The following is a 24961-nucleotide window of genomic DNA, read 5'->3' as shown; positions in this document are numbered from 1 at the left end:
TTACTTCCCCTCATTCAGTATGCTAGAAGATGGTTGATTAAATTGATGTTTTTTTTTGGCTTCGGTATATAAACGATCAAGCTCATGAGCACGTGTTTTTCGTGTCAGTCTTGGGATCCAGAACATGCCAATTGACATGGCAAAAACTGTCATCAGTGCAATAATCCAGTATAAAATCTGAGGACCCATATTGAGGATTAGTGGCGTAAAAATGGCGGCAATGGCAGCAATAATACGGGTAAAAGCAATCGTTATCCCCTGAGCGGTACTTCTTAACATCGTTGGAAATAATTCTTGAGACCAGATTTTAAAAATTGGCTCGCCAGCGAATGTAGCTCCTAGATTTACAATCAGGTTCATGGCAACAAGTGTATACAGATTCACGCCAATAATCGCCGGTACAAGGGGGCCCATGATGCAAAGAGTTGCTGCAAAGGCAAACCACTTCATGCGATTTACGCCGTCAGTCACTTTCATATACAGAAAGGCAGCTAAAATGGTGAACACCCCCACCACTAAGCCAATCCGCTGACTCTGGGCTATGGTCACACCACCGTATTCAGTCATCAGGAATGCCTGGAACTGACCATTGGTATTGGTACTGATGTTTGATAATGCGAAAAACAATCCAGTTGAAATAAGGGCATAGATAAGAGGTTTTGAAAATAACTGACCCAATAATACTTTTCTGTCAGAACTGGCATTTACGGGGGTGAAATTATCGATTGCTTTTCTTTGTTCGAGCCATTCAACTGATTCGGGTAAGGTAGTGCGCAAAATCAGAACAATAACACTAATTACGCATAAATGTGCATAAAGCAGCTTACCACCGAACGTCCCCGTATCACCAAAAATGGCAGCAAGAATGACGGTTGCATAGGCACCGACGATCCAAAGAACCGTTGTAAATTGAACCATTTTAGCTTTAACTTTTTGTGGTGCGGTTTCCGCGATGCTGGCCAGAGAGACCGGTAAATCGGCTCCAATAGCGAAGCCCAGTACGATTGAACCAATATACAAATGATATATGTTTGAATGAAATAGGAAAATTAATGTTCCTATTACGTAAAGTGAAATTGTGACCATGAATATTTTTTTTCGGCCAAATTTATCTCCCAGGAAACCGCCAACTACTGCTCCTAAAGCAATCATAAATGTAAGCAGGCCGGAGAGATATCCAATATGGCTGGTTGCACCTAAGTCTTTCAAAAAAATAACTAACGCAATGCTTGTTGTGATGATCCCACCGGCATCAAGATAAGAGACCATCCCTGCAACTGAAGAATACCACCATACAGAGAAAGGAATCTTGTCAGATTCTGGTTTTGAAATATTTGACATAAATCTCTCCGGCTAATCTAATTTATTAGAGTTTGTTGAAAATATTTAAGTTATTAAAAGTGGTAGTTAATCCCCCAGCGTACTCGGTATTCCTCAGCATTGCATGATATATTTCGATCCAACCATGCGATTTCTACATAAGGTTGCCAGTGTTTATCAATTTTATAACTTAACTGGCTATGAAGTTCACCACTGGTTTTCTTGCCATTTGCTTGTCTGAAATCATTAAGAGCAATGTAATATTCACTCTCAAAATAATAATTTAGCTTTTCGGTGATATCCCAACTGTAAGTTAGAACAAACATATGAGCATAATAACGCTTGAGTTCGTTGCTGGCATTCAGTGTATCAAAATTTTGATAGTTGAAACGATAGCGGAACATTACATTTTGCGTCTTGTCAATGAGGTAGGTTGCACCTGTATATATGCCACCATTCGACCCTGCAGCAAACGAATCGGCAAGACTACCGACATGAAGAATCCAGTCTTCTGAAGGTCGTAGATAGGGATACCACATTTCAAGTTCAGCGGCTTCTGATTTCAACTGGTCCATTTTCCCTGCATCAAATGTTTCAGTCAGTACTGCACCAAATCCATTAGTTGCATTGATGCCAGTATAAATCGCTGGCTGGTGTCGGTTCTGAGCTGTCAGGTAAGCACCTCTGGCACCTACATAATAGTCATTGCCAGTATCAGCATTAGCGCAATTTAATCCGATAAGACAGAACATACTTAAAGATAAGATAAGATGCAATTTATTATTAGCCATTAAATTCTCCACCAGGGTAGCTAGTACTTTTATAGTAACTTTCAGCATCTTTATTAAAAACCTAATTTAGTGACAAGTCATCATTCAGGTGTGTCACTATGGTATAAATGGGGTTGATCCAGGCATGCAAATCACGATAAAAAGCTATAAAAGCGACAGAAATATTAAAAAAAAAGGTAAAGTTCAAAGCGAGTTCTTGGGATGAATCAGAGGTCGTATGTTTGTATGTTATTGTTTTAATGCTTTTTATTTTTATTTTCTTGTTTTCATCAAGGATGTTAGCAAGTTATATGATAGTGACAATTTGGCTCATCTGTTGGATGGTTGGGTCATTAATTGCAGATAAAATCAGCAACGATAACCGATCTCTGATTATCAACCTTGGATAACGACTCTTTTACTGTAGTACTGATGTTCAGAATGATTTATGGAGATGAATATGAATAACGCACAACCTTGTAATTATTGGATCTGGTTTCCCGGCGACTTTGAAATTCGACATGGTTTATTACAAAATTTCACGCGTGAAGAAAGAGGTTTTGACTGGCCATCATACTGGGCTGTGGACGATTGCAACAAGAATGTTTATTTCACTAAAGAATATACTCTTGACCAGAATGAGGAATTTATTGCCATCGCTAGTGGTACTGGTTATGTGGAAGTTAATGGTAAGAAATTTAAGCTTGGCGTTCCGATAAGTTGTGAAAGAGGTAAGGTTATAATAAAAGTATTTGTTGGGAATGCAAATGGCCTTCCGTGTGCCTATATAAGCGGTAAAACTATTAAAAGTGATCCGACGTGGCTTGCAAGTGATTTTTGCATCACATCCATAGTCGGCACAGATAGATTGTACGTTAACTGTGAAAATGATCCAAACAAGGTCTGGTATTCGAATGAGGTCCGTAAACCAGTAAACGTGAGGGTCCAGGACGGTGGGGTATTATATGATTTTGGTAGAGTTGTTAACGGTAGTATTCAGTTAAGCAATTTTAGCAATAAAGATACGTCTATTACACTTTGTTATGGTGAGTCAGAAACAGAAGCTCTGGATGTAATGCAGTGTTATTATAAACAAGAAAACGTCATGTTTGATACCCTGATTAGAAAGCGTGCATTCAGGTATGTGTATATTCCGGAGTTTGATGATGCCACCCTCGAACTTGTCGCTTATCATGAATACATTCCTAAAAATAAAGTTGCTGAACTTAACTCTGATGATGATTTACTGAATGAGATTTGGAAAGTTTCTGAAGAAACGTTCAGACTATGTAGTGACCTTTTCTTTATTGATGGCGTGAAGCGTGATCGCTGGATTTGGTCAGGTGACGCTTACCAAAGTTACTTAATAAACCAATATTCATTTTTCGATGCGGATATTAATAAACGAACCATCCTGGCATTAAGAGGAAGGGATAATATTAGGCAGCACATTAATACTATTGTGGATTACTCAATGCTCTGGGTTATCAGTATTGAAAAACATTACATGATGACAGGCGATTTGGATTTCATTAAACTTGTTTATCCAAAAATTAAAATAATGATGGACTATTTGCTGAATCAGACCAACGAACTCGGTTTCATTTATGGCCGAGAAGGTGATTGGATTTTTATTGACTGGGCAGAAATAGATAAAGATGGAACGGTTTGCGCAGAACAATTGTTGCTTCTAAAGGCATACCAGACAATGATTGCTCTTGGGGGCATTCTTGGAAAGGATGTGTCTCGTTACGAAAATGAAGCAACTCGTCTCAGTCAAAATATTGAAATATATTTTTGGGATGAATCACTTGGCGCCTATATAGATTGTTATGAAAGTGGTAAACGACAGGTGTCACGTCACGCCAATATTTTTGCTGTTATATTTGATTTGGCTGATAGTGAACGATATAGGAAAATACTAGAGAACGTTCTTCTTAACGACAAGATTCCCGCGATTGTAACCCCTTACTTTAAGTTTTTTGAATCGGATGCAATGTGTAAACTTGGGATGATTGAATCTGAAATCACGAACATCAAGAAATACTGGGGAGGGATGCTTGAGCTCGGCGCTGCTACGTTCTGGGAAGAGTTTGATCCTTCAAAATCAGGAAGTGACCACTATAGTATGTATGGTGATCCTTATGGTAAGAGTCTCTGCCATGCTTGGGGAGCTAGTCCGATATATCTGATTGGGCGGTATTGCTTCGGAGTGAAGCCAGTAACAGCGGGTTTTAATGAATTTATTGTCGAACCTTCTCTTGGATGTTTTAAATCACTCGACTCACAGGTCCCAATAAAAGATGGAGAAGTAACATTTACACTTGAAAACAAAACCTTAACTGTAATGTCATCCCGCGATGGCGGAACTCTTCGTGTTAATAACAAAGATTATATATTAAAGTCAAAATCACCCGTTTCTGTGCTTCTGTCCTGACCATTTTTATTTTAAATGTATAGGCTCTTTTATGGGCCTATTTAAATAATAATATAAGTTATATTGTTGCTGTAATTAACAACAGGATCAGTATATGGTTTACAATATTCCTCTTCCGGCAACTATTATCCTGGTTTTATATGGTAGCGCGTTATTCATTTTTAACGGTCAGCCGCAACTTGTACGCCATGGTAGGGTTATTTTCATTATGCCTGATGATGAGTATTATTTTGAGCGCGAACTTTCACTAATCGAACGCGGTGCCGGCGGGCTTTCCAGGCGCTGATTACCTTGGTGCGAGCGAAGAATCGTCTCTGGCATTTAGCATGGCAGGCCATAAATGGGGTTTATGTACACCGGAATGAGCGCCGTTTACCCTCTGCTCAACGATGTTATGAGCGCTATTCTGCAGACCGCAGGTTCTGACCCCACTCACGGGCGTAGAGGTCAATGACCGCCAGCAGGCGCCGTCGGTGGTCGTCAAACCGTGCATCAGGGACACAATCTATGCTCCAGACGTGATTCGGATACAGGCCCTGAGGCTGCGGCTGTCTTCGTTGTGCGGATTTTTTCGCTGGGTGAGGCAGGGATAGTCCCTGCTCACGGTATAGACGGTAAATGCGTTTATGATTATCTCGCCAGCCCTCTACGGATAAGCATTGGACTGATGGCGGCACACAGCAAAATGGCGGCCAGCGAAACCAGAATACTTTGCTGCCGATAACGTTCGAGCATGAGCGCTCGCTCCCGTGTAACCCGTGCAAGGGGAGTTGTTATCGGTCCTTCCTGTGAATTTTCCTGCAGACTAAGCGTTGAGACTTCGGGATGGTCAGCGTTGACCCCGCGGTGCAGCTGTTTTGCGTTGGTTGGGCTGCTTATCGGCGTTGGCATAATATCCGGCAAAGCAACGCCCATATGATTAATACTGACGTTTTGCTCATGCTGTGACCGGATGCTGAGAATATCCTGGCGGATATTGACCGCGCGATTGAAATAGAGCCGCAGAGTGAGGGAAGGGCGATACACCGCCGGGCTTCTGTTCCGTCAGACAATATCCCTTGCCTCTTACCGTGGTAATAAGCTTTTTAGCAAAAAGATCGTCTACTTTACGCCGCAGGCGGCGAATGGCGACATCCACGATGTTCGTTTCGCTGGCAAGCAGGGTCCGGGGCAGAATTTCACCGTGACGGCTCGCCAGAAGCCACCGCAGCATAAACTCTTTACGCGTTAGCGCCACGGGTATGCCGCCGCGCGTCACCTGGAGGCGCGCCGAGACCATCACCAGATCGGCCACACGAAGCGAAGTGCTGTACGGCTGGTGCCGTCGGCGCTGATTCTTTACCCTTGCCAGCAGCTCAGAAAATGAGAACGGTTTTACCAGATAATCATCTGTTCCCAGCTCCAGCCCCCTGACCCGATCGTCAACCGAATCTCTGGCGGTGAGGCAAATAACGGGAATATTGCAGGCGATTCGCAGGGCTTGCAGAACATGCGATCCATACCCGCCAGCATAATATCCAGTATGACCTGGCTGTAGGGGGCCAGCGCCAGATGATAATATGGTCATCTTTCTGACAGGTAATTGCGAAAACTACTCAGGTATACCATGACGGTCGCAGGCTGGAATCGCTGCTGTTCTTCGCCTGTCGCGCCACGGCTCGTGATTTCTGCTGCCTTTCCCGGGTGAAACAACGTAAGAGCCGCGTCAGCGCGGGCGCGGCGATCGCATATTTACTGCTTCACCCACACTAACCGATCGACCCGGAAGCCCAGAGCACGGGCGGTGTTAAGGTAGTCCTGCTTGACTGCTTCCGGAAGGGTTGGCGTACGCGACAGGATCCACAGATAGTCGCGGTTCGGGCCGCTGACCAGCGCGTACTGGTAATCTTCATCGAGCTTAATCACGTTATAGCCGCCGTAAAACGGCCCAAAGAACGAGACCTTCAGCGCCGCAGTAGTCGCCGGACCGATGAAATACGCTTTCCCTTCGCTCTCATTCCACCTGTTTTTCTGCGGATCGTAGCCGCGGTTCAGCACGCTAAGACCGCCATCGCTGCGTTTGCCGTAGGTGGCGCTCACCTGCTCAAGGCCGTGCTCGAAGCGGTTTTCCAGGCGCGCGATTTCGTACCATTTACCCAGATAACGGCCGGCGTCAAAGCCGGTGACAGGCTGCACACCTTTTGGCGGCCTGGGGGATTTGCAGGCCACCAGGGTCAAGGCGATTGCAATACCGGTTGCAACGGGCCATAGCTTCATGAGAACTCCTTTCATCTGTGCCGTTGGGAGTAAAGTGTAGTGCAAACTTTCCGCACTTCATTCAACCCGAAATGATTCGTAGTATATTGAGAGTATTCTTTATGCTCAGGTACCCGCTATGTCTTACTCCATCGGGGAATTTGCCCGGCTTTGCGGAATCAACGCCACCACGCTTCGCGCCTGGCAGCGTCGCTACGGCCTGCTAAAACCGCTGCGCACCGACGGCGGACATCGCCAGTACAGCGATGACGATATCCAGCAGGCGCTAAAAATTCTCGACTGGGTAAAAAAAGGTGTGCCTGTCAGCCAGGTTAAGCCGCTGCTGGCCCGCCCCGGCCCGCGACGTACCAACAACTGGGTCAACCTCCAGGAGACGATGCTACAGCGTCTCAAAGAGGGGAAAATCGAATCCCTGCGCCAGTTTATTTACGATTCTGGCCGCGAATATCCTCGCCCGGATCTGGTCACGGAAGTGTTGCGCCCCCTGCGCAGTAAAGTCTCGGCCAACATTCCGGCCATGATGACCCTGCGCGAAATCCTCGACGGCATCATTATCGCCTACACCTCGTTTTGTCTTGAAGGGGATAAAAAAGCGCCCGGCGATAACGCCCTGATTACCGGCTGGCACCTCGCCGATCCGTGCGAAATCTGGCTCGAAGCGCTCAAGCGCACCGGCCAGGGGCAACGCATTGACGTGCTTCCCGTCCCGCCCGCTGCGCTAGCTCCGGAAATCTTCCCGGAGCGCAAATGGCTGTTGATCACCAGCGGCAAGCTTACCGCCGTTCGCAAAAAGCAGATCGTTCTCTGGCAGCAGCAGGGCGTTTCCCTCGAAGTTATTCCTCTGTAGTTTCTTTCGTTCACTGCCGATGTCGTTCCCCACGCGCCACCGCAAAGGTGGCGTGTCTGCGTGTGATTATTAGAAATTAAGCGTCTAAAGAACTTAATTTAATTGATTGAAATACATTAAGTAAAAAAATAATACCATCATAAATTTGGACAAATAAAATTAATTGTATAAGTTTTAACTATGCGAGTGCGATACGTTGTTTAACGTCAGGGTGAGGGTTATGAGCACAATGCCGTCCGTTATCAATCGGTTTGTTGAGTACTACGCCGGACTGGAGAACCAGCCGCCATGACGCTGGCCGCGCTCTATGAGACTGACGCCACGCTTATCGATCCGTTTGGTGAGCATCGCGGGGGCTTTACTCCATCCAGCGTTACTTCACCCATCTTCTGGCCAACGTGGAGCGCTGTCGCTTTTCCATCGATCCGCCGCTGTGCGACGGCCACTTTTTTGTCGTGACCGGGACCATGCACTGGTCGCCCCCGCGCATTGACGGAGGCGCGATCCTGATGTTGCCGGGATGCTCGGTAGTAAAGATTCAGGGCGAGATGATCTACGAGCATCTCGCCCTGTCGGGCTGGGCGATGCGCAGCGTCAAGCGCAGGGTGCGCCCGTGATGACTGTCCTCATCACGGGCGCAAGTTCCGGGATTGGGGCCGGACTCGCCAAATCCTGGGCCGATGACGACTACCGCGTCATCCCCTGCGGGCGAGATCGGGCCCGCCTGGAGGCTCTGCAGCGCTGCAGCCCAAATATCGCCATACGCCTGTTGGATATGACAGACAGGGACGCGCCAGGCGCTGGCGGGCTGTTCCGCCGAGCTGACGATCCTTTGCGCGGGGACCTGTGAATATCTGCAAAATGGGGGGATGCCGCCCTGGTGGAACGGGTCATCACCACCAATTTTCTGGAACAGCACTGCTTCAGGGCATTTTTTGCCCGCCATTACATTCTGCCGATGGGGCCGCTATCTGGTCATCGTCGCTGCAGGAGATGCGTCGTTTTCCACTGCCGCTTTTTTTGCAGTTCTTTGAGCATCACGGCCTGCTGGATATGACCCATCGCCCGCAGTGGTACGTCGTACCCGGCGGTTCGCGGGAGTATATTCGCGCCATGCTGGCGCAGCTGGGGGATCGCCTGACCGTACACCTCAATGCCCTCGTACAGAAGGTTATCCGTGATGACGAAATTCGGCCTAACCGTGGGAACAGTCACGCTTTTCTTCACACGCAAAACGCCGTAAAGAGGATAGTGTCATGAATACGCAACCTGTTGTTGGGGTCAGCGGCTGTTTAACCGGCTCGGCCGTACGATTTGATGGCGGACATAAGAGGATGGCCTTTGTGATGGATGAGCTGGCACAGTGCGTGACCTTCAAACCCATTTGCCCGGAGATGGCCATCGGCCTGCCGGTCCCTCGCCCGGCGCTGCGCTTGTTGCAAACCCGCGAAGGGGATATTCGCATGCGTTTCAGCCACGCCCCGCACGACGATGTCACGCAGAAAATGGCTGATTTCACCGAGCATGCTCTTCCACGTCTGGGTGAATTGTCGGGGTTCATCGTTTGCGCTAAATCGCCGAGCTGCGGCATGGAGCGCGTGCGGCTGTACGATGAAGAAGGCAATCGCGGGTGTAAAGAGGGAGTGGGGCTTTTCACCGGGGCGCTGCTGGAGAAATACCCGTGGCTACCGATAGAAGAGGATGGCCGCCTGCACGACCCGCAGCTGCGTGAAAATTTTGTCGAGCGCGTTTTCGCCCTGCATGAGCTCAATAGCCTACGGGCTAACGGCCTGAATCGTCGTGGACTGCTCGATTTCCACAGCCGCTACAAACTGCAGCTGCTTGCGCACCATCAGGCGCGCTACCGTGGGATCGGACCGTTCGTCGCCTTGCTGCACGAATGGCAGGATCTGGACGCTTTTTTCGTGGCCTACCGCGAAAAACTGATGGCGATCCTCAAGCAACCCGCTTCGCGGAAAAATCACACTAACGTGCTGATGCATATTCAGGGCTACTTTCGTGAGCAGTTGAATACCCGCCAGCGCGGTGAACTGCGCGACGTGATCCTCCACTATCGTGCCGGGCTGCTGCCGTTACTCGCTCCCTTAACGCTGCTGAAACATTACCTGGCGGAATACCCGGATCGCTACCTGTTAACGCAGAACTACTTTGATCCCTATCCGCAGGATTTAGCCCTGCGCCTGACGGTAAATTAAACCGGCCGCCCCGGAATGGAACCTAAATAGCCGCTCTCTGGCACCGCTTTACAGCGAAGTAGACGTTAGGCGGCTGCAAGTGATGGCATAACGCCTTTGTGAGCCACTTTAACGTCGCTAACGCAGCGTCTTGAAATAACAGCATCATTTTTTTGCTTAATTTTTTTGGTGATGGATGAGGTTGCTGAGTTTATTTTTTTCATCATCAATGCTGATGCTATTTATTAATATTGTTGACGACAGTTCTGGCGATAAATAATAAAGGCGGGTTTTTTCAGGCCTGGCGGCTGACGCACCCTCTCTGTGCGCGGGCACATCGTCCCTTGAGGTACAAGAAGGGGCGACGAGCGCGCTGGCGCCTGATGCGACGAAGCTACGGGCCAGAGATGCTTGTAGCAAGAGCGGTAGCGATGGGTTACATTGTGATTAACACATTTTCACATTTCTGTTCCGTGATTCTGTCAATACACTGCTACGCTGTTGGGTTTGTTTATATGGATAACAGAATGTTAACTGATATTTCATATCGTCATTTCGTCGAAAATGTGAAAGATTATGCTATCTATATGCTGGAGTTGGATGGGACGATTGCCAGCTGGAATGAGGGCGCGCGTCAGGCTAAGGGCTACACCAGCGAAGAAATTATTGGCAGTAACTTCAGCATATTTTACAGCGAAGGCGAGCAGCAATCAGGAGAGCCGGCGAGAAACCTGGCGCTCGCCCTGAAAACCGGCAAATTCGAGGGGGAAGGGTGGCGCTACAGAAAGGACGGTTCATCATTTTGGGCGCACGTAGTAATAGACGCTATCCGCAATGACGACGGGACTTTACTGGGGTTCGCCAAAATAACCCGGGATATTACCGAACATAAGGAAGTGATTGATAAGCTCTCGTGGATGGCGAGGTATGATTCTCTGACCGGGCTACCTAATCGGGTGGCATTTTTTGCGTTTGTCGAAGGATTGATCGCGGGTAATAACTATACTCAGCTGGCTATTTTTACTATAGACCTTGATAAGTTCAAGGAAATAAATGACGTTGAGGGCCATCTTATTGGCGATCTCCTGCTGCAAAGAGTTTCGACAAATGTCGCTAAAATGGTCAAGAACGATGAGCTGGTGGCCCGGTTTGGTGGCGATGAGTTTGTGGCGGTAAAGCCGTTTGAGTCCGCCGACGAACTCGATCTCTTTATCGAGAAGCTGCAGGGGTGCTTTAGCGGAATACATGATTTTGCCACTACGTCGGTTTCAGTCATTGCGAGCATTGGTTTTTCTGTTTTTCCTCGCGACGGTTCCGATCTTAATACCTTAATCAGCAACTCAGATTTGGCTATGTATCGTGCCAAATCTGATATCGACAATAAGGTGTGCCGCTACGAGCCTGAGATGGACGAGCGAACGCGTAAGCGCAATCAAATGATTTCGGATATCAGGCAGGGGATCAAGGGGGACCAGTTTTATCTGCATTATCAAGAAAAGCGCTCGATTTCCGGAAAGCAGGTGACGGGATATGAGGCTTTACTACGCTGGCAGCACCCCGAACTCGGGCTGATATACCCTGACGAATTTATTCCCCTGGCGGAAGAGAGCGCGACGATTATACCGCTGGGCTATTGGGTATTAGAGCAGGTATGTCGTGAAGCGCTGGTGAATAAAATTCACAAGAAGATTTCGGTAAATATCTCTCCGGTGCAGCTGCGCCATCGCCATTTTATAGACAACGTCCGCGGAATTTTAATGAGAACCTGTTTCCCGGTTAGCCTCCTTGAATTCGAGGTCACGGAGACGGCGTTTATTGTCGATAAAAAGCTGGTGTTTAACGTTCTCAATCAAATAAAAAACATGGGGATCAGTATTGCCCTAGATGATTTTGGCACCGGCTACTCCTCCATTAGCATGCTGCGTGAATTTCATTTTGACCTCATCAAAATGGACCGCAGTTTTCTGCAAAATATTGAGAACGACGCCGAGGTTCGCTCCTTCGTGAGGGCGGTTATCTCGCTCAGTAAATCGATTAATACCCCGCTGATTGCCGAGGGCGTTGAGACGTTGGAGCAGCTGAAAATCCTGAAAGATGAAGGCTGCAACGAAGTCCAGGGCTTTCTTTTTGGCAAGCCGACGATCATTGGACAATTAAAAAAGTAGCCTCTCAGGTCCTTCATCGCTACGCCGTAAGCGGGCCGAGAGGCCTGCCTGCCGGCAGAAAACCGGCTTTTGCTGCGGCTCACTCAGCCAATAAAACCTCCGAATGAAAAACCTCCTCGCCCCCCGATGGGGCAAGCGCGATAGCATTGACATTTTACCTACCAACTAGTAGGTTTGTTTTCGCTGTTCGCAAAATCACCCGCCGATTATGGCCGATGCGCGTCGGTTGATTAACGCAAGCCTCGGTCTTTAAAGCGGCTGGTGGCCACTAGAGTTTTCCTGCGGGAATCGCTTCTCGCGTTTTTGTTTGTGGGTTCAATGTCAATAGTGTGAGCGAAAATATGACAACCTCTTCACTTTCCGCTGGCCAGAAAATAGCGCGCCTGCTGCTGGTGGGTCTTATCCCTTTAGGCGTGATACTGCTCTTTCTGTGGGCTGGCGGCTGGCTGGCGCCGAACCGCCTCAGCGCAGACAAGCTGGTGACGGTTCTGCAAAAATCGGGCGGCGAACATCCGGGCTTTCGACGCAATCATGCCAAAGGTGTATGCGTTGTGGGCCGTTTTATCTCTAACGGCAACGCCAGCCCGCTGTCGCGCGCGGCGCTGTTCGCCGCCGGAGAAACCCCGGTAACGGGCCGCTTTGCCATCGCCGGCGGCAACCCCAACGCGCCGGATTATGCCGTTCCCGTGCGCAGCATGGCGCTGGAGTTCAGACAGGGGAACGGGGAGCAGTGGCGGACGGGAATGAACGCCATGCCGCTGTTCCCGGTCTCCACCGTGGAAGAGTTCTACGAACTGCAAACCGTCACCTTGCCCGACCCGGCAACCGGCAAGCCTGACTCTGACAGACTGAAGGCGTTTGTCGGCTCGCACCCTCAGCTGCAGCGCTATCTGGCCTGGGCAAAGCAGTACGTCCCCTCATCGAGTTGGGCGAGCGATCGCTATAACAGCCTGAATGCGTTTCGCTTTATTGATAAGTCGGGGGCCGGGCATCTGGTTCGCTGGAGCATGGTGCCGCGTACCGGCTATCAGCCCCTGAGCGAGGCGGATAAAAGCGATAAGGATTTCCTGCAGCAGGATATCACGCAGCGCCTGGCTCAGGGGCCGCTGCGCTGGGATCTGCTGATAACCGTCGCCCAGGCGGGCGACGCGAGCAACGATGCGACTAAGCTCTGGCCTGACGATCGCCAAACCGTCAATGCCGGTACCCTCGAGCTGGTGAGCGCCGCCGCGCAGGAGAGTGGCCCCTGCAACGATATCAACTACGATCCGCTGATCCTGCCGGCCGGGATCGCCGCGTCGGACGACCCTCTACTCAACGCGCGGTCGTCGGCCTACGCCAAATCGTATAACTTGCGCACCCGCGAACAGTCCCAACGGTCAGGAGCCCACTTATGAAACAGGTAACCCATTTTCATCCGGCGCTGCGCTGGCTGCACTGGCTGATGGCCGCGGCAATCGTGGCGATGCTGTTTATTGGCGTGGCGATGGTTTCCACGGTTTCGTCCCTGCATGCGCTGCTGGTGTCCATTCACAAGCCGCTGGGCCTGATGATCCTGCTGCTGGTGGTGGTGCGGCTGTGGCTGCGCTTTTACACCGCCGTGCCGCCTCTGCCGGGCACCATACCCGGCTGGCAGCGGCGGCTGGCCCATCTTTCGCACTGGATGCTGTACGCCATGATGCTCCTCCAGCCGTTGGTCGGCTGGGCGATGCAGTCGGCCGCGGGGTATCCCATCTCCGTCGGCGGGGCCATTATTTTACCGCCTATCGCGCCGGTGAATAATGACTGGTATGCGCTCCTGTGCCCGTTGCACTCAGCGGTTGCGCTGCTGCTGTTCATGACCGTGATGCTGCATCTGGCCGCCGCGCTATTTCATGCTTTAGTGCGCCGCGACGGCGTCTTTGAAAGTATGTCCGGCGGCGGCAGGCGATAAGCACCTGAGGTCGGCGAAAACCGTGCCGAACTGTTTTCGGCACGGGGTGGGGGATTAATCCGGGTTCATGGCGCGGAAGAGCGCCGCAAACGTGCCCTCTTTTTCCGCCCAGCGGCGGCCTTTATCGCCATCAAGCAGGATCTCGCCGTTCGGGTGCCGACGGTGCTCAATCAGTGCCATCGCCCTCGAGATATACTCCGCCAGCGGCATCGCCTTCGGGTCCAGGGCCTGATCGCTGCCCGTCAGCCCGGTCTGCACGTACGGCGGCGACAGCTCAAGAACCTCAACCGGGATATGTCGCATCTGATGACGTAACGAGATCAGCCACGAGTGCAGGAACGCCTTGCTGGCGCAGTAGGTTGGGAAGTCTGCCTTAGGCACAAAGGCCAGCGCGGAGCTGGTTGCCATAAAGGTGGCGTCAGCCTGGCCCTGAATCAGCGGCAGGAAGGCCGCCGTAAAGCGGAGGGTGCCGAGTATGTTGGTCCTGACTATCTCCTCTGCGACGGACGTATTCCCGCCGTCGGTGAGGAAATTTTCGCTGCGCGAAATACCGGCGTTGGCGATCAGCACGTTGAGCCGTGGAAAACGCGTTTTGACCTCTGAGGCCACGGCGGCAGGCATCGTCTCATCGTCCGTATCGAGCCTGAAGCCCGTCATTCCAGGATGCGCGCGGGTGATTTCATCGAGCAGGGCCTGGCTGCGCCCGGTGATGATGACCCGGTTGCCGCGCGCGTAAAACGCTTCGCCCAGCGCGCGGCCGATACCGCGGGTGGCGCCAGCAATCAGAATGGTGTTACCGCTAATGTTCATAACCTTGTCCTCTCCGGATAGAGCAGATGGAAAGGCGGCGAGGGGCTATCGGAGCTGTTGTCGTTGCTGATAGCCGCCTGAGATGGGAACGTCGCCGCATAGATCCCCTATTCTCTGCTGAGACCCTGGGGTATCCGGGCGCGTTGGATGACGGTAACGCCTACGGCATTGTGGCAATGCCCGATGAGTATATTGACGCCCTCTGATGTCGGCAAGTGAATTAGCTGGCCAGCGACCGTCGGCTCGATCCCGGCGCCAGTTTGGGCATTAGCAGGCCTACCTGTTGGTAGGTTTCCTGCCAACGCTCTGATAATATGCACCTTATTCAGTATGATATGCACATGCGGATCCGACTATGACGACTGAGCGTTCACCGAAAGCAAACGAGATTATTTCCTATACCCGACAGCTACTTACCTCCGGTGGCTACCAGAGCTTCAGCTTTGCCGATATTTCTGCAAAGGTGAATATTCGTAAGGCGAGTATTCATCACCACTTCCCGAGCAAGGCGGAGTTGGTGAAGGTCGTGGTAACCGAGTATCGGGAAGAGGCGCGGGCCGGAATGCAGGCGATGACCCGGCAGATGAATGACCCGGTGGCGGAACTTCAGGCCTACGTCGACTACTGGGAGACCTGCATTCGCGAGGGATCCTCGCCGTTTTGCATCTGCGCGATGCTTGCCGTTGAGCTGCCGACGCTGCCGGCGGAAGTGGCCCGCGAGGTGACCGGCCATTTCGCCGACCTTACCGAATGGCTGGCCACGTTGCTGCGCAGAGGGGAAAGCGAAAAGCGCCTGCGGCTACCCGGCAGCCCTACGGATGAGGCGAGCCTGCTGATGGCCACGGTGCACGGCGCTATGCTGTCGGCGCGCGCCTTTAACGATGCGGATATTTTCCGCAGAATAGTGCAGCCGCTGATCGATAACATCGTGCTTCGCGCCTGATCGTTGCCGGGAAAGCGCACGCTATTTTTTTCATTTCGATGATGTGCCAACGACTCGGTCAATTTATTTGATGCATTATGTTAAACAAACGATATTTATTCCCATCAGCGAATGCGTAAAGTAGACGTAAACCTCGGCAGGCGCTGATTTTCGGCATCGCGGTTAATGCCGGCCTGCGGATAATTTCCCTGCAAACCAGGATCAATACGTCATGAAAAAGATTGGATTTTTGTCATTTGGTCACTGGACGCCGTCGGCGCAGTCCGCCACCCGTTCGGCCGCTGACGCGCTGCTGCAGTCCATCGATCTGGCGGTTGCCGCCGAAGAGCTGGGCGCGGACGGCGCCTATTTCCGGGTGCACCATTTTGCCCGCCAGCTCAGCTCGCCGTTTCCTCTGCTGGCCGCGATAGGCGCAAAAACCCGCAGAATTGAAATCGGCACCGGCGTTATCGATATGCGCTATGAAAATCCGCTCTATATGGCCGAGGACGCGGGGGCGGCGGATTTGATCTCCGGCGGTCGCCTGCAGCTTGGTATCAGCCGCGGCTCTCCGGAGCAGGTGATTGACGGCTGGCGTCATTTTGGCTACGTGCCCGCCGACGGAGAAAACGAGTCAGACATGGCGCGTCGTCATACCGAAGTGCTGCTGGATGTGCTGCGAGGGGAGGGGTTTGCCCAACCGAATCCGCAGCCGATGTTCCCCAACCCGCCGGGCCTGCTGCGCCCCGAGCCGTATGCCGAAGGGCTGCGCGAGCGTATCTGGTGGGGCGCGGGTTCCAACGCCACGGCGGTGTGGGCGGCGAAGCAGGGGATGAACCTGCAAAGCTCGACGCTGAAAGATGACGAAACCGGCGAGCCTTTCCATATTCAGCAGGCGAAACAGATCCGGGCCTACCGCGAGGCCTGGGCGCAGGCGGGGCATTCCCGTACGCCGCGCGTCTCGGTCAGCCGCAGTATTTTTGCCCTGATGAACGATCGCGACCGGATGTATTTCGGTACAGGCCGGGATGACGGGGATACCATTGGCCAGCTTGATGAGAAAACGCGGGCGATTTTCGGCCGCAGCTATGCCGCAGAGCCGGACAGGCTTATCGAGCAGCTGAAACAGGACGAAGCGATTGCCGAAGCCGACACCTTATTGCTAACCGTGCCGAATCAGCTGGGCGTGGATTACAACGTGCACGTCATTGAGTCGATCCTCAAACAGGTTGCGCCGGCGCTGGGCTGGCGCGACAAATAGGCGGTAACGCCAACGCCCCGTGAGTGATGCGGGGCGTTAACCCCTATGGCTGAGCCGGCGGCTGGAGCTGATAGATCCACGCTAACAGGCGCCGGCCATCGGCCGTTGTCACCTCAACTTCCACCCGGTCGTAGCCCTCTTCAAACTCGTCCAGCGCGGGCCAGAACTCCGCCAGCTTTGCGGACGCAAACAGATAGCCGTGGACCTGCGGCCCGCTTTCACTCAGGACGATCCCCGGAAAATCAGCGGCAGCGCCCCAGCCGCGCGCATAAAAGGTGCCGGTCACCGTGCCCGGCAGCCACTCTCCGCCGATATTTTCCAGAATATAGGCATTAGCGTGGCCCGGACGCAGCGTACCGTAGACAAATAAGCGTTCCATTATTCCTCATTAAGCAAGGTGATAAATTCCCCGGCGGGCGGGGGAGAGAGCTCATACTGGCTGAATCGAGACGTTTTTAAAAGCGCTGTGGCCCGATCGGCCGCCCGCGTTGACAGGGGCTTATTCTGCCTGATTGCTTAATGGCATGACGGGCTGCTGTTTATTACTGGGTATCTGGTGATAAAAATTAGCCATATTGATGACCCTTGAGTTCACGGAATGAATGGATTACTGTAGGGCGCGCCTGTTTATTGCACGCTTCGTGCCTCCGACGACCGGCGTAAAAATACTAATAAGATAATACTTGCTCGCACCCATTATCGGGGAGGCGGCGCTGTTCATTTTTACACACAACAAAATCATAATGCGGCTGCTGGAGTTCATATGTGGACGGTGATTGGCATTCTAATTGTGCTGGCTGTTATTGGTAATTTAATAAAAAAGAAGGACGTTCCCCCTACTAAATCAGGTAGTCAACCGCCGGTCGTGCGGCCGCCGACGATCGTAAGGCCTGAGTCGCGCCAGCGAGGGCCTGAACCGTTCCGCGATGCGGCACAGCGGCGCAATTCGCTATTTAATAATCTCGAAGTCGTTAATAAAGAAAAACCGGCGCTAAGTCGCGAGCCTGATAATGGCGCAGTGTCGATTACGATGACCGAGGCGCTGGCGATTATTATGCATGTCGTCGGGTTTAAAGACTATATGCTAACGCGCTACGCGATTACCGGGTTGACCAATTTAGCGCCGGCCTATACATCTGATTTACATTACGCATTTATGCAGCAAGTTCCGGGCAAACCGTTCTATACCATTCAGCAATTTAACTGGGCGCGGGCGATAGATTTTTCACAGATAAAACGCCGGAATATCTCTGCACTGTATCACTTTACGCACCTGGATAATTTAAAAGGGATATTTTCCTTAGGTATTATGACGCGCCAGCAAATTGAAAGTGCGGGCTACCCTTTTCATTATAATGACGAACTACGGCTGGATGGGGTACGAGACTCAATCTCGCTGTCGGTGGGGCATATTAATAATAAAATGCTCTACAAATATTCTCAGGGGTTAAGCCACGGTGATTGGGTTATTTTGAAGATCAAAAAAGAGCTCATCAGCGGACCGACCCAGCCCACATTTGACTTTTCACAGCTGCTTAACCGGGCCGTATTCTGCAAAAGCAACGCGGCGTCGAATGTGGTGAGGGCCGTCAGCCTTGGCGAGCGTAAAAAGCATACGGCGTTTCAAACCATGTTTGTCGGGGATAATGACGAGGAGTCCGGGGATCGCCCGCATGATATTCAGGCGGAAATTCTCTATCTTGGCAATATTCCCCCCGGGTTTATCAGTGAGGTTATTTTCTACAGCGCCGATAATATTCCTTTATGGCTACGCGAGAGTCCGGTGATAATCACGGTCGATCCTTCTCGTTTTTCTTTCAGGTGAATTTATGGCCGTACGCCCCGTGTTTATCCCGAGAAGCCAGGGGGATACCCTGGTTGATATCGCTAACGTCGATTTCAGCTGGTCAGCCGGGCTGGCGGTGACGCAAAAGCAGAAATCAATTGCCTCCCTGCACGAGAACTATCAGCTACATGCCTCGGGCGCGAAAATTCTTGAGGTATCGAGTAAGTCCACGCAGACCCTGGGCCGGGAGCTGAGCGCCTTTAATATGGGCGTGCAGAGCAGCGGCGGACAGTTTATTAGCGTGGAATCACTCTTTCAGTCCTCGAAAGTATTTACTGATAACGGGATGGTGCGCGGGCCTTTCCGCGAACTGATGCGCATGTCGCCGAAAGAGGCAAAGCGCGCGGAGCAGCTGAAAACATCCGGGCGACTGGCGCACTTTTCCTTCCAGCCGAACGAACAGCGCGCGGCCATCATCTGGAAATTAGAACCGAAAACCGCTTTCTACGACTGGCTGTACCTCAATGCCCTCAACCATTCGCCGATTAAAGAGAGCGTGCTGGAGTACTCGGCGTTTACGGATATTGAATTCAACCCGGAAAAATCGGTGAATTGTCAGGCCTACTCGGTGGCGCTGTGGTGCGCCCTAAGCCAGCGTAAGCTGCTGGCGAACGGGATCCCGCCGCGCGACGAGTTTATTGAGCTGATCGAGCAATTCACGATTTACAACACCAGCGACGGCGATCTGCGCAATATGCGCCTGTTTTAAATTATCAGGAGGCTCTTATGGTCAGGCGACTCCCTGGCACGCTTTTCCCCCCCGTCTCGGCAGCAACGGACGCCTTTACCGATATTCCCGCCGAGCGGCGACGGGAGATCCAGGCAGAAGTGCAGCAGGCGTACTTCGACCGCGTGAACGCGGTTAAAAAAGAGGTGGATGCCCTGAGCGTGGCCCAGCGTGAAATGTTTCATCGCCAGCTGGCAGAGACGCTGATGCTGATCTCGGCCGGGGGAACTGAGCAATGAGCGAGAATAAAATACTGGCCGCCGTCGCCGAATCGCTGCAAAAAAGCAGCGCCGCGATTAATCAAGCCAATAGCAAAATGGGCGCGCTGGCGCGGGAGTTTCTCTATCGATCAAAGCTTGAAAGCGAGCTGGCAGGGGAGCTTATTGCCATGGAGGCGGCGCTAAAGTCGGTGCAGGAGAGTATCCGCAGGCAGGCGCAGCGCGAGGCGCTGGTGGCGGATTTAGACCCGCAGAGCCGCGAGACGTTTAACGCACTCTTTGCGCAAAACCATGCCCGCTTAAGCGACCTGCTGAAAAACGAAAAATCAGGCCGGTAACGGCCAAAAAAAGCCAGCCAAAAGCTGGCTGGCAAATACTCGGATAGTACTCAATTTTATAGTGGATGTTCAGAATGATCCCTGAGCACCGGTCTGGAAGCTGCGACAGGCAATATCCAGACAGCTGGTCAGGTTCGTCACGCTTATTATGCGCCGGGAGAGATCGTCTCTTTCCCTCAGCCAGCAGCAGGCGTCTGGCGATGGCGGATTTGTCATACAAATATGATAGTATTTGATTCAGAAAGGAAATGAATAATTTTTATTAAAATTATTCGATTAAGGAATGATTGGCCGGCTGTTGATGGCTTTTAACATTTGTCAGCGAGCAGGGCGCCAGCCTGCTCTACGGCAGCCCGGCGCCGGTGAAAAACGACCCCGCTAGAGATCGAGAAGCAGGTTGGGCGAACGGCTGCGGGAGCAGCAGAGCGCGATGCGCTGCGCGGCGGCGGTTTTCTCCGCCGGGGACTGCACCGTGTCCCGGTGATCGACCACGCCCTCGATAACCGGCGTGAGGCAGGCGCCGCACATTCCCATCTCGCAGGAGAGCGGGACCGCAACCCCCTGCTGCTGGAGCACCTGGGCAATGGTCTGGTGCGCCGGCACCGGCCACTGCGCGCCTGACGACGCGAGGGTGACGGTAAAGGTATCGGCCTCGCCGCTGACGTCGGCGACCGGCGCGGTTGCCTGAAACGCTTCGCTGTGGATCTGCGCCTCCGGCCAGCCCTTCTGTGCCGCGATCTCGCGCGCGCAGGCCATAAAACCCCGGGGCCCGCAGAGGTACAGAAGCTCTCCGGCCCGCGCCCCGGCGAGCGTCGTGGCGAGGTGCTGGCGCGGGCTTTTCCCCTCCTCAGAGCAGTAAAGGGTGCTGCTTCCCTGGCTGAAGCGCTGCGCCAGCTGGCGGACGAAAGCCGCGTTTTCGCGGCGCTTGACGTAATAGTGCAGCTCACAGGGCACGCCGTCCGCTTCGAGCTGCAGCAGCATCGCGTACAGCGGCGTAATGCCGATACCGGCGGCCAGCAGCACAACGCGCTCTGCGGGCTGCAGCATAAACAGGTTGCGCGGGGGAGAGATGCGCAGCGTCTGCCCCGGGCGCAGCGCCTCGTGGATATAGCGCGATCCACCGCGCGATTTACGATCCCGCGCGACGCAGATCAGATAGCCCTCCGCGCCGGTCGTGGGGCCGGTCAGCGAGTACTGACGCAGTATCCCATCCGGCAGATGGAGATCGATATGCGCCCCTGGTCGCCACGCGGGCAGCGGCTCCCCGCGGCTGGAGACCAGCCTGACGGCGAGGCTGGTATCGCCCTCGCGCCACATTCCGTCAACGACCACCTGCAGCAGTTCACTCATTTTCGTCTCCGCCTATACGAGGAAAAAGTCGCCAAAGCCCATCTTCTGCAGCCCGCGACGATAGGCAATCGAGCTGCGGTCGGCGGGAATGTGCGCCTCAAGGGTTAAGTCCAGCGGCAGCCTCTCCGGACGCTGGGTTTCGACCATCAGCCGGTCCTCCTCGAAGACGCGCAGATTGAACGCGTGCACGTCCGCGACCGGAACGTGGAGATCGAAGTTGCGCGCAATCGGGGCGAACATGCGGGTGACGCGCGACGATACCGGCGAAGCGGCGTTCATAATCACCAGCCGGGCTTCGCCGGGGAAGTGGATGGTTAGCGTCGCGGTGAAGGGCAGGTGCATCTCGAAACGGCGCAGCCACTGAAACCCCTCCGGCGCGCGGAATCCGGCGCTGGCCGGATAGTTGCCGACCGAGCTCCAGTAATCGGCAGTAAAGCCAAAGGGCGTCTCCTGCGGGCTGTAGGCCGGCACTTCCTGATTATCCGGGTCGGCGAAGGTATCGGTATGGATCCACGCGAAATGGGCCACGTCGAGAAACCCCTCCACCTGGCGGCCGGCGAAGCCGTTGACTTCAAACGCCGGGCAGTTGATCTGCTGAAACCCCTCATCGTGCCAGTGCGGCATGGTGGGCAGCGGCATCGGGTTCTCCGGATCGAAGGCCATGCACACCCAGATCAGCCCAAAGCGCTCCTCCACCGCGTAGTGGGTCAGGTGGAGCCTGGCCGGCACCGGCTGGTCGGGGCTGGAGGGGATCCGGTTGCAGCGCCCCTCTTCACCGAAGCGCAGGCCGTGATAGGGGCAAATAATCCCTTCGTTGTCGTGAGAGCCGAGGGTCAGCGGGACGCCGCGATGGGGGCAGACGTCGCGGGCCGCCACCACCGAACCTTTAATTCGGTAGAGAACCAGCGGTTCGTCCAGCAGGGTTGCCTTCAGCGGAGCGCCGCCGACGTCCTCGGCGCGGGCGACCGGATGCCAGCATTTCGCCAGCCTGAGCCAGTCGTCCGGCTCGAAGGTGCAGCGGGCCGGTGGGGTGGGATGGGTTCTGTTCATCATGTTCCTTCCTGCTCACGGAAAAGCATTTGTTTAATTGTTGTGAGTTTATTGTTGTCATATTAGGGTGTTGACATCCATCGCCATTAATTCACTAACCCGTTGCAAAAAAGAGAACAGGGGGAATATGAGTCCGTTTTCGCGTTTCGCTATCTATTTCGCCGCGGTGGCCCGCTGCGGCAGCCTGCGCCGGGCGGCTGAAAAGCTGCATATCTCGGCCTCGGCGATAAACCGCCAGATCCTGCAGGCCGAAGAGGAGTTCGGCACGCCGCTGTTTGAACGGCTGCCGGAAGGGTTGCGCATGACCACCGCCGGAGAGCTGCTCTATGACAACCTGCTGCGCTGGCAAAAGGAGTTTCAGCTTACCCGCCAGCAGTTTGACGAGCTGCAGGGGCTAAAGCGCGGCAGCGTCAGCATCGGCATGGTGCAGGCGCTGGCGGAGGGCAGCTTTGCCGCGGCGCTGGCCGATATCATTACCTCGTGGCAGTGGCTGGAGCTCAATCTGCGGGTGGCGGATAGCCACGCGGTGAGCGAAAAGGTTCGCCAGGCTGACGTCGATTTTGGCCTGATCCTCGACCCTGAGGGCCAGGCGGGGCTCAGCGTGCTGGCGTTCGTTGAGCTGGAGATGGGGGTGGTGATGCGCCCGGACTGTCCGCTCGCGCAGGCTGCGGCGCTGTCGTTAGGCGACCTTAGCCACCTGCGGCACATCGTTCCCGGCGCGCCGCTTATTGTGCACGACCGGGTGGCGATGCTCTATCGGCACTACGACTTTTCCCCGGCAAACAGCATCAGCTGCAACGATATTCGGCTGATTAAATCGCTGGTCCTCAAAGGCAGCGGCGTAACGGTACTGAGCCTGCTCGACGTGCTGGATGAGGTCAACAGCGGGCAGCTGGCGTTTATCCCTTTGCGCAACAAGCTGCTGCGGCCGCTGACCCTGGCGCTGTGCACCGCGCCATCGCGCCAGCTCTCTCGTCCGGCGCAGATGGCGATTCAGAAGCTGACGGCGGTGATGGAGGCGATGCGGGCCGTCGGCGAAAGCCGGGAGTTGCGGCCCTGAAGACGGCGGTTAGCCGAGCGGGCCGCCCTGTATCGTCTCGCACAGGCCGTTGATGATCCGCTCCCCGCTCTCCTCTTCAAGCTCCCGGTACCAGGCCTCGGTGAGCGCCATCTCCTTGCCGTGGGTGATATCGCAGCGCTTGCGCGCTTTCAGAATCAGGTCGCGAACCCGCTCGCAGCGGCGGGCTTCGTACTGGCGCAGCGCGGCGGCGATATCCCCGCCGTCGCGCAACGCTTCGCCCAGCACCACCGCGTCCTCCAGCGCCGCGCAGCCGCCCTGGCCGATATCCGGGGTGGTGCTGTGTCCTGCATCTCCCAGCAGCGCCACCTTCCCCCGCACCAGGCGGTCGAAGGGCTCAATATCGTGAATTTCGATTCGGTTGGTGGTGGCCGGATCGAGGCGGGCGATCAGCGCCTGCACCGGCGCTGCCCAGCCGCTGAAGTAGCGGCTAAGATCCGTCTGCAGGGTGCTACGATCTTCCGCCAGTCCGGCCGGCAGGGGGACATCAAAGAAAAAATAGAAGCGTCCCCTGGCGACAGGCATCAGCGAGACGCGCTTGCCCTCACCGACAAAGGTGGTCCACTGATCGGCGGGGGCGATGGCCTCATCAATCTCCACCAGACCGTTCCAGTTAACGTAGCCCGCGTAGCGCCGTTCGGGGGTAAAGCCGAGCACGTACGGGCGCAGGGCGGAGTGGCTGCCGTCGGCGGCAATCAGCATATCGCCGCGGGCGGTGGTTCCGTCGCTAAACCACACCGTCACGCCGTCATCGTCCTCCGCCACGCGGGTGGCCCGCTTACCGAACCGTACCGCGTCGCGACCCCAGAAGTTCAGCATCTCGCCCTGCAGCTCGCTGCGCGAGACCGGGCAGGGGCGGCCGCCGGTGCGTTCGACCAGCGGAGCAAGGCTAAAGCGGGTCAGGGTTTTGCCATGCCGGTGATCCTGATAGGCCATATAGCGCAGCGGCCCGCCGTAGGTCTCGGTGATATTGCCCATGCCCAGTAGGTTCATGCACTTCACCCCGTTGGGCCAGATTGAGATGGCGGCGCCAACCGGCTTAATCTCCTGCACCGCTTCAAACACCTCGCAGCTAATTCCGGCCGCTTTCAGCGCGACCGCCGCGCTAAGGCCGCCGATACCGGCACCCATCACTAATGCTTTCATCATCTTCTCCTGTGGCATGCGTTGTGAAGAGCGGAGCAATTTGCGTACCAGCTTGCCGGCGGGCGCCACGAGGCGGCTGGCGGAGACCTCAGCGGAAGTTATGCGCTAAAGTGGTGCGTTATCGGGCAATAATTGCCTTTTATTGCATCAAAAATTTTAAACTGGGCAGTCGCGAATCGACCGTTTCATCCACCCGCGGCATCCGGATCCGCAATGAGGGAATGTGGCCTGCTTTGTGCAAGCCGCTTTATGTAAGCTGATTTGCGCAATATTGCGCTTACGCTATTAACGA

Annotated in this window: 22 protein-coding genes and 4 pseudogenes; 17 read left to right on the top strand and 9 right to left on the bottom strand. The window is 53.8% G+C overall.

The genetic code is table 11. The features are described from left to right. Both GVK32_RS05965 and GVK32_RS05960 read right to left on the bottom strand, forming a co-directional pair. A complete protein-coding gene (locus GVK32_RS05965) occupies window positions 1-1341 on the bottom strand; it encodes an MFS transporter (protein WP_159867095.1) in 1341 nt (446 codons plus the stop codon). Between the two features lie 53 nt (window positions 1342-1394). Then, window positions 1395-2111, bottom strand: a complete 717-nt coding sequence (locus GVK32_RS05960; protein ID WP_159867092.1) for an oligogalacturonate-specific porin KdgM family protein — start codon at window positions 2109-2111, stop codon at window positions 1395-1397. Window positions 2112-2550: 439 nt separating this feature from the next. Here GVK32_RS05960 and GVK32_RS05955 point away from each other — a divergent pair, with 439 nt between their 5' ends. Then, window positions 2551-4527, top strand: coding sequence for an amylo-alpha-1,6-glucosidase (locus GVK32_RS05955; protein ID WP_159867089.1), 1977 nt, complete (start codon window positions 2551-2553; stop codon window positions 4525-4527). A gap of 94 nt (window positions 4528-4621) precedes the next feature. Continuing rightward, entirely contained in the window at window positions 4622-4813 is a 192-nt protein-coding gene (locus GVK32_RS05950; RefSeq protein ID WP_159867086.1) for a hypothetical protein, read from the top strand. Window positions 4814-5464: 651 nt separating this feature from the next. On the opposite strand, the pseudogene GVK32_RS05945 reads toward GVK32_RS05950, so the two are convergent. Then, window positions 5465-6063 (bottom strand): annotated as a pseudogene (locus tag GVK32_RS05945) (winged helix-turn-helix domain-containing protein); the annotation flags it as partial. A gap of 195 nt (window positions 6064-6258) precedes the next feature. Further along, window positions 6259-6783 carry an outer membrane lipoprotein Blc gene (gene blc, locus GVK32_RS05940; protein WP_159867083.1) on the bottom strand — a complete coding sequence of 175 codons (525 nt, stop codon included), beginning with the start codon at window positions 6781-6783 and terminating at the stop codon, window positions 6259-6261. A gap of 118 nt (window positions 6784-6901) precedes the next feature. On the opposite strand from blc, the gene GVK32_RS05935 reads away from it, so the two are divergent. The 8 genes and pseudogenes from GVK32_RS05935 to GVK32_RS05905 all read left to right on the top strand — a co-directional run bounded on the left by GVK32_RS05935 (window position 6902) and on the right by GVK32_RS05905 (window position 13923). Further along, complete coding sequence (locus tag GVK32_RS05935; protein WP_159867080.1) at window positions 6902-7630, top strand: MerR family transcriptional regulator; 729 nt, start codon at window positions 6902-6904, stop codon at window positions 7628-7630. Between the two features lie 220 nt (window positions 7631-7850). Next, window positions 7851-8247, top strand: a pseudogene (locus tag GVK32_RS05930) (nuclear transport factor 2 family protein). Then, window positions 8244-8540 (top strand): annotated as a pseudogene (locus GVK32_RS05925) (SDR family NAD(P)-dependent oxidoreductase); the annotation flags it as partial. The pseudogenes GVK32_RS05930 and GVK32_RS05925, both read left to right, overlap by 4 nt. 12 nt (window positions 8541-8552) lie before the next feature. Then, a pseudogene (locus GVK32_RS28845) lies at window positions 8553-8809 on the top strand (FAD-dependent oxidoreductase); the annotation flags it as partial. A 77-nt stretch (window positions 8810-8886) separates the two neighbouring features. After that, on the top strand, window positions 8887-9846 hold the full coding sequence (locus GVK32_RS05920) for a DUF523 and DUF1722 domain-containing protein (protein ID WP_159867077.1): 960 nt from the start codon (window positions 8887-8889) through the stop codon (window positions 9844-9846). Window positions 9847-10340: 494 nt separating this feature from the next. Continuing rightward, window positions 10341-11990: a bifunctional diguanylate cyclase/phosphodiesterase gene (locus tag GVK32_RS05915; RefSeq protein ID WP_159867074.1), complete on the top strand. Its 1650-nt coding sequence runs from the start codon at window positions 10341-10343 to the stop codon at window positions 11988-11990. 341 nt (window positions 11991-12331) lie between these two features. Then, window positions 12332-13387 (top strand): catalase family peroxidase, encoded by a 1056-nt coding sequence (locus GVK32_RS05910; RefSeq protein ID WP_159867071.1) that lies wholly within the window; start codon window positions 12332-12334, stop codon window positions 13385-13387. Further along, window positions 13384-13923: a cytochrome b gene (locus GVK32_RS05905; protein ID WP_159867068.1), complete on the top strand. Its 540-nt coding sequence runs from the start codon at window positions 13384-13386 to the stop codon at window positions 13921-13923. Before GVK32_RS05910 ends, GVK32_RS05905 begins: the two co-directional genes overlap by 4 nt. 54 nt (window positions 13924-13977) lie before the next feature. On the opposite strand, the gene GVK32_RS05900 is transcribed toward GVK32_RS05905, so the two are convergent. Then, window positions 13978-14733 (bottom strand): SDR family oxidoreductase, encoded by a 756-nt coding sequence (locus GVK32_RS05900; RefSeq protein WP_159867065.1) that lies wholly within the window; start codon window positions 14731-14733, stop codon window positions 13978-13980. Between the two features lie 355 nt (window positions 14734-15088). On the opposite strand from GVK32_RS05900, the gene GVK32_RS05895 reads away from it, so the two are divergent. Both GVK32_RS05895 and GVK32_RS05890 read left to right on the top strand, forming a co-directional pair. After that, entirely contained in the window at window positions 15089-15676 is a 588-nt protein-coding gene (locus GVK32_RS05895; protein ID WP_159867062.1) for a TetR/AcrR family transcriptional regulator, read from the top strand. Window positions 15677-15887: 211 nt separating this feature from the next. After that, entirely contained in the window at window positions 15888-16916 is a 1029-nt protein-coding gene (locus GVK32_RS05890) for an LLM class flavin-dependent oxidoreductase (RefSeq protein WP_159867059.1), read from the top strand. Between the two features lie 43 nt (window positions 16917-16959). On the opposite strand, the gene GVK32_RS05885 is transcribed toward GVK32_RS05890, so the two are convergent. Next, window positions 16960-17295 carry a gamma-glutamylcyclotransferase family protein gene (locus tag GVK32_RS05885; protein WP_159867056.1) on the bottom strand — a complete coding sequence of 112 codons (336 nt, stop codon included), beginning with the start codon at window positions 17293-17295 and terminating at the stop codon, window positions 16960-16962. A gap of 384 nt (window positions 17296-17679) precedes the next feature. On the opposite strand from GVK32_RS05885, the gene GVK32_RS05880 reads away from it, so the two are divergent. The 4 genes from GVK32_RS05880 to GVK32_RS05865 are packed head-to-tail and all read left to right on the top strand — an operon-like array spanning window position 17680 to window position 20045. Beyond that, window positions 17680-18741 (top strand): DarT ssDNA thymidine ADP-ribosyltransferase family protein, encoded by a 1062-nt coding sequence (locus GVK32_RS05880; RefSeq protein WP_159867053.1) that lies wholly within the window; start codon window positions 17680-17682, stop codon window positions 18739-18741. A 4-nt stretch (window positions 18742-18745) separates the two neighbouring features. Continuing rightward, window positions 18746-19471: a hypothetical protein gene (locus GVK32_RS05875; RefSeq protein ID WP_159867050.1), complete on the top strand. Its 726-nt coding sequence runs from the start codon at window positions 18746-18748 to the stop codon at window positions 19469-19471. A gap of 17 nt (window positions 19472-19488) precedes the next feature. Next, entirely contained in the window at window positions 19489-19728 is a 240-nt protein-coding gene (locus GVK32_RS05870; protein WP_159867047.1) for a hypothetical protein, read from the top strand. Continuing rightward, window positions 19725-20045 (top strand): hypothetical protein, encoded by a 321-nt coding sequence (locus tag GVK32_RS05865; RefSeq protein ID WP_159867044.1) that lies wholly within the window; start codon window positions 19725-19727, stop codon window positions 20043-20045. Before GVK32_RS05870 ends, GVK32_RS05865 begins: the two co-directional genes overlap by 4 nt. A gap of 378 nt (window positions 20046-20423) precedes the next feature. Here the strand turns inward: GVK32_RS05865 and GVK32_RS05860 are convergent, their stop codons facing one another. Further along, window positions 20424-21395, bottom strand: a complete 972-nt coding sequence (locus tag GVK32_RS05860) for a PDR/VanB family oxidoreductase (protein WP_159867041.1) — start codon at window positions 21393-21395, stop codon at window positions 20424-20426. A 12-nt stretch (window positions 21396-21407) separates the two neighbouring features. Then, on the bottom strand, window positions 21408-22445 hold the full coding sequence (gene hpxD / locus GVK32_RS05855; protein WP_159867359.1) for a molybdenum cofactor-independent xanthine hydroxylase subunit HpxD: 1038 nt from the start codon (window positions 22443-22445) through the stop codon (window positions 21408-21410). A 127-nt stretch (window positions 22446-22572) separates the two neighbouring features. Between hpxD and hpxR the strand changes: the two genes are divergently transcribed. Then, window positions 22573-23505: a LysR family hpxDE operon transcriptional regulator HpxR gene (gene hpxR / locus GVK32_RS05850; RefSeq protein ID WP_159867038.1), complete on the top strand. Its 933-nt coding sequence runs from the start codon at window positions 22573-22575 to the stop codon at window positions 23503-23505. 9 nt (window positions 23506-23514) lie between these two features. Here hpxR and hpxO read toward each other — a convergent pair whose 3' ends face one another. Next, window positions 23515-24669, bottom strand: coding sequence for an FAD-dependent urate hydroxylase HpxO (gene hpxO, locus GVK32_RS05845; protein ID WP_159867356.1), 1155 nt, complete (start codon window positions 24667-24669; stop codon window positions 23515-23517). Window positions 24670-24961 lie beyond the last annotated feature (292 nt).

Origin of the sequence: Klebsiella sp. 18074 (assembly GCF_902705905.1) — a bacterium.
In the GTDB taxonomy this organism is placed as follows: Bacteria; Pseudomonadota; Gammaproteobacteria; order Enterobacterales; family Enterobacteriaceae; genus Klebsiella; species Klebsiella terrigena.
Note: the sequence above shows the minus strand (reverse complement) of the source record. Positions and strands in the feature narration are given on the sequence as shown.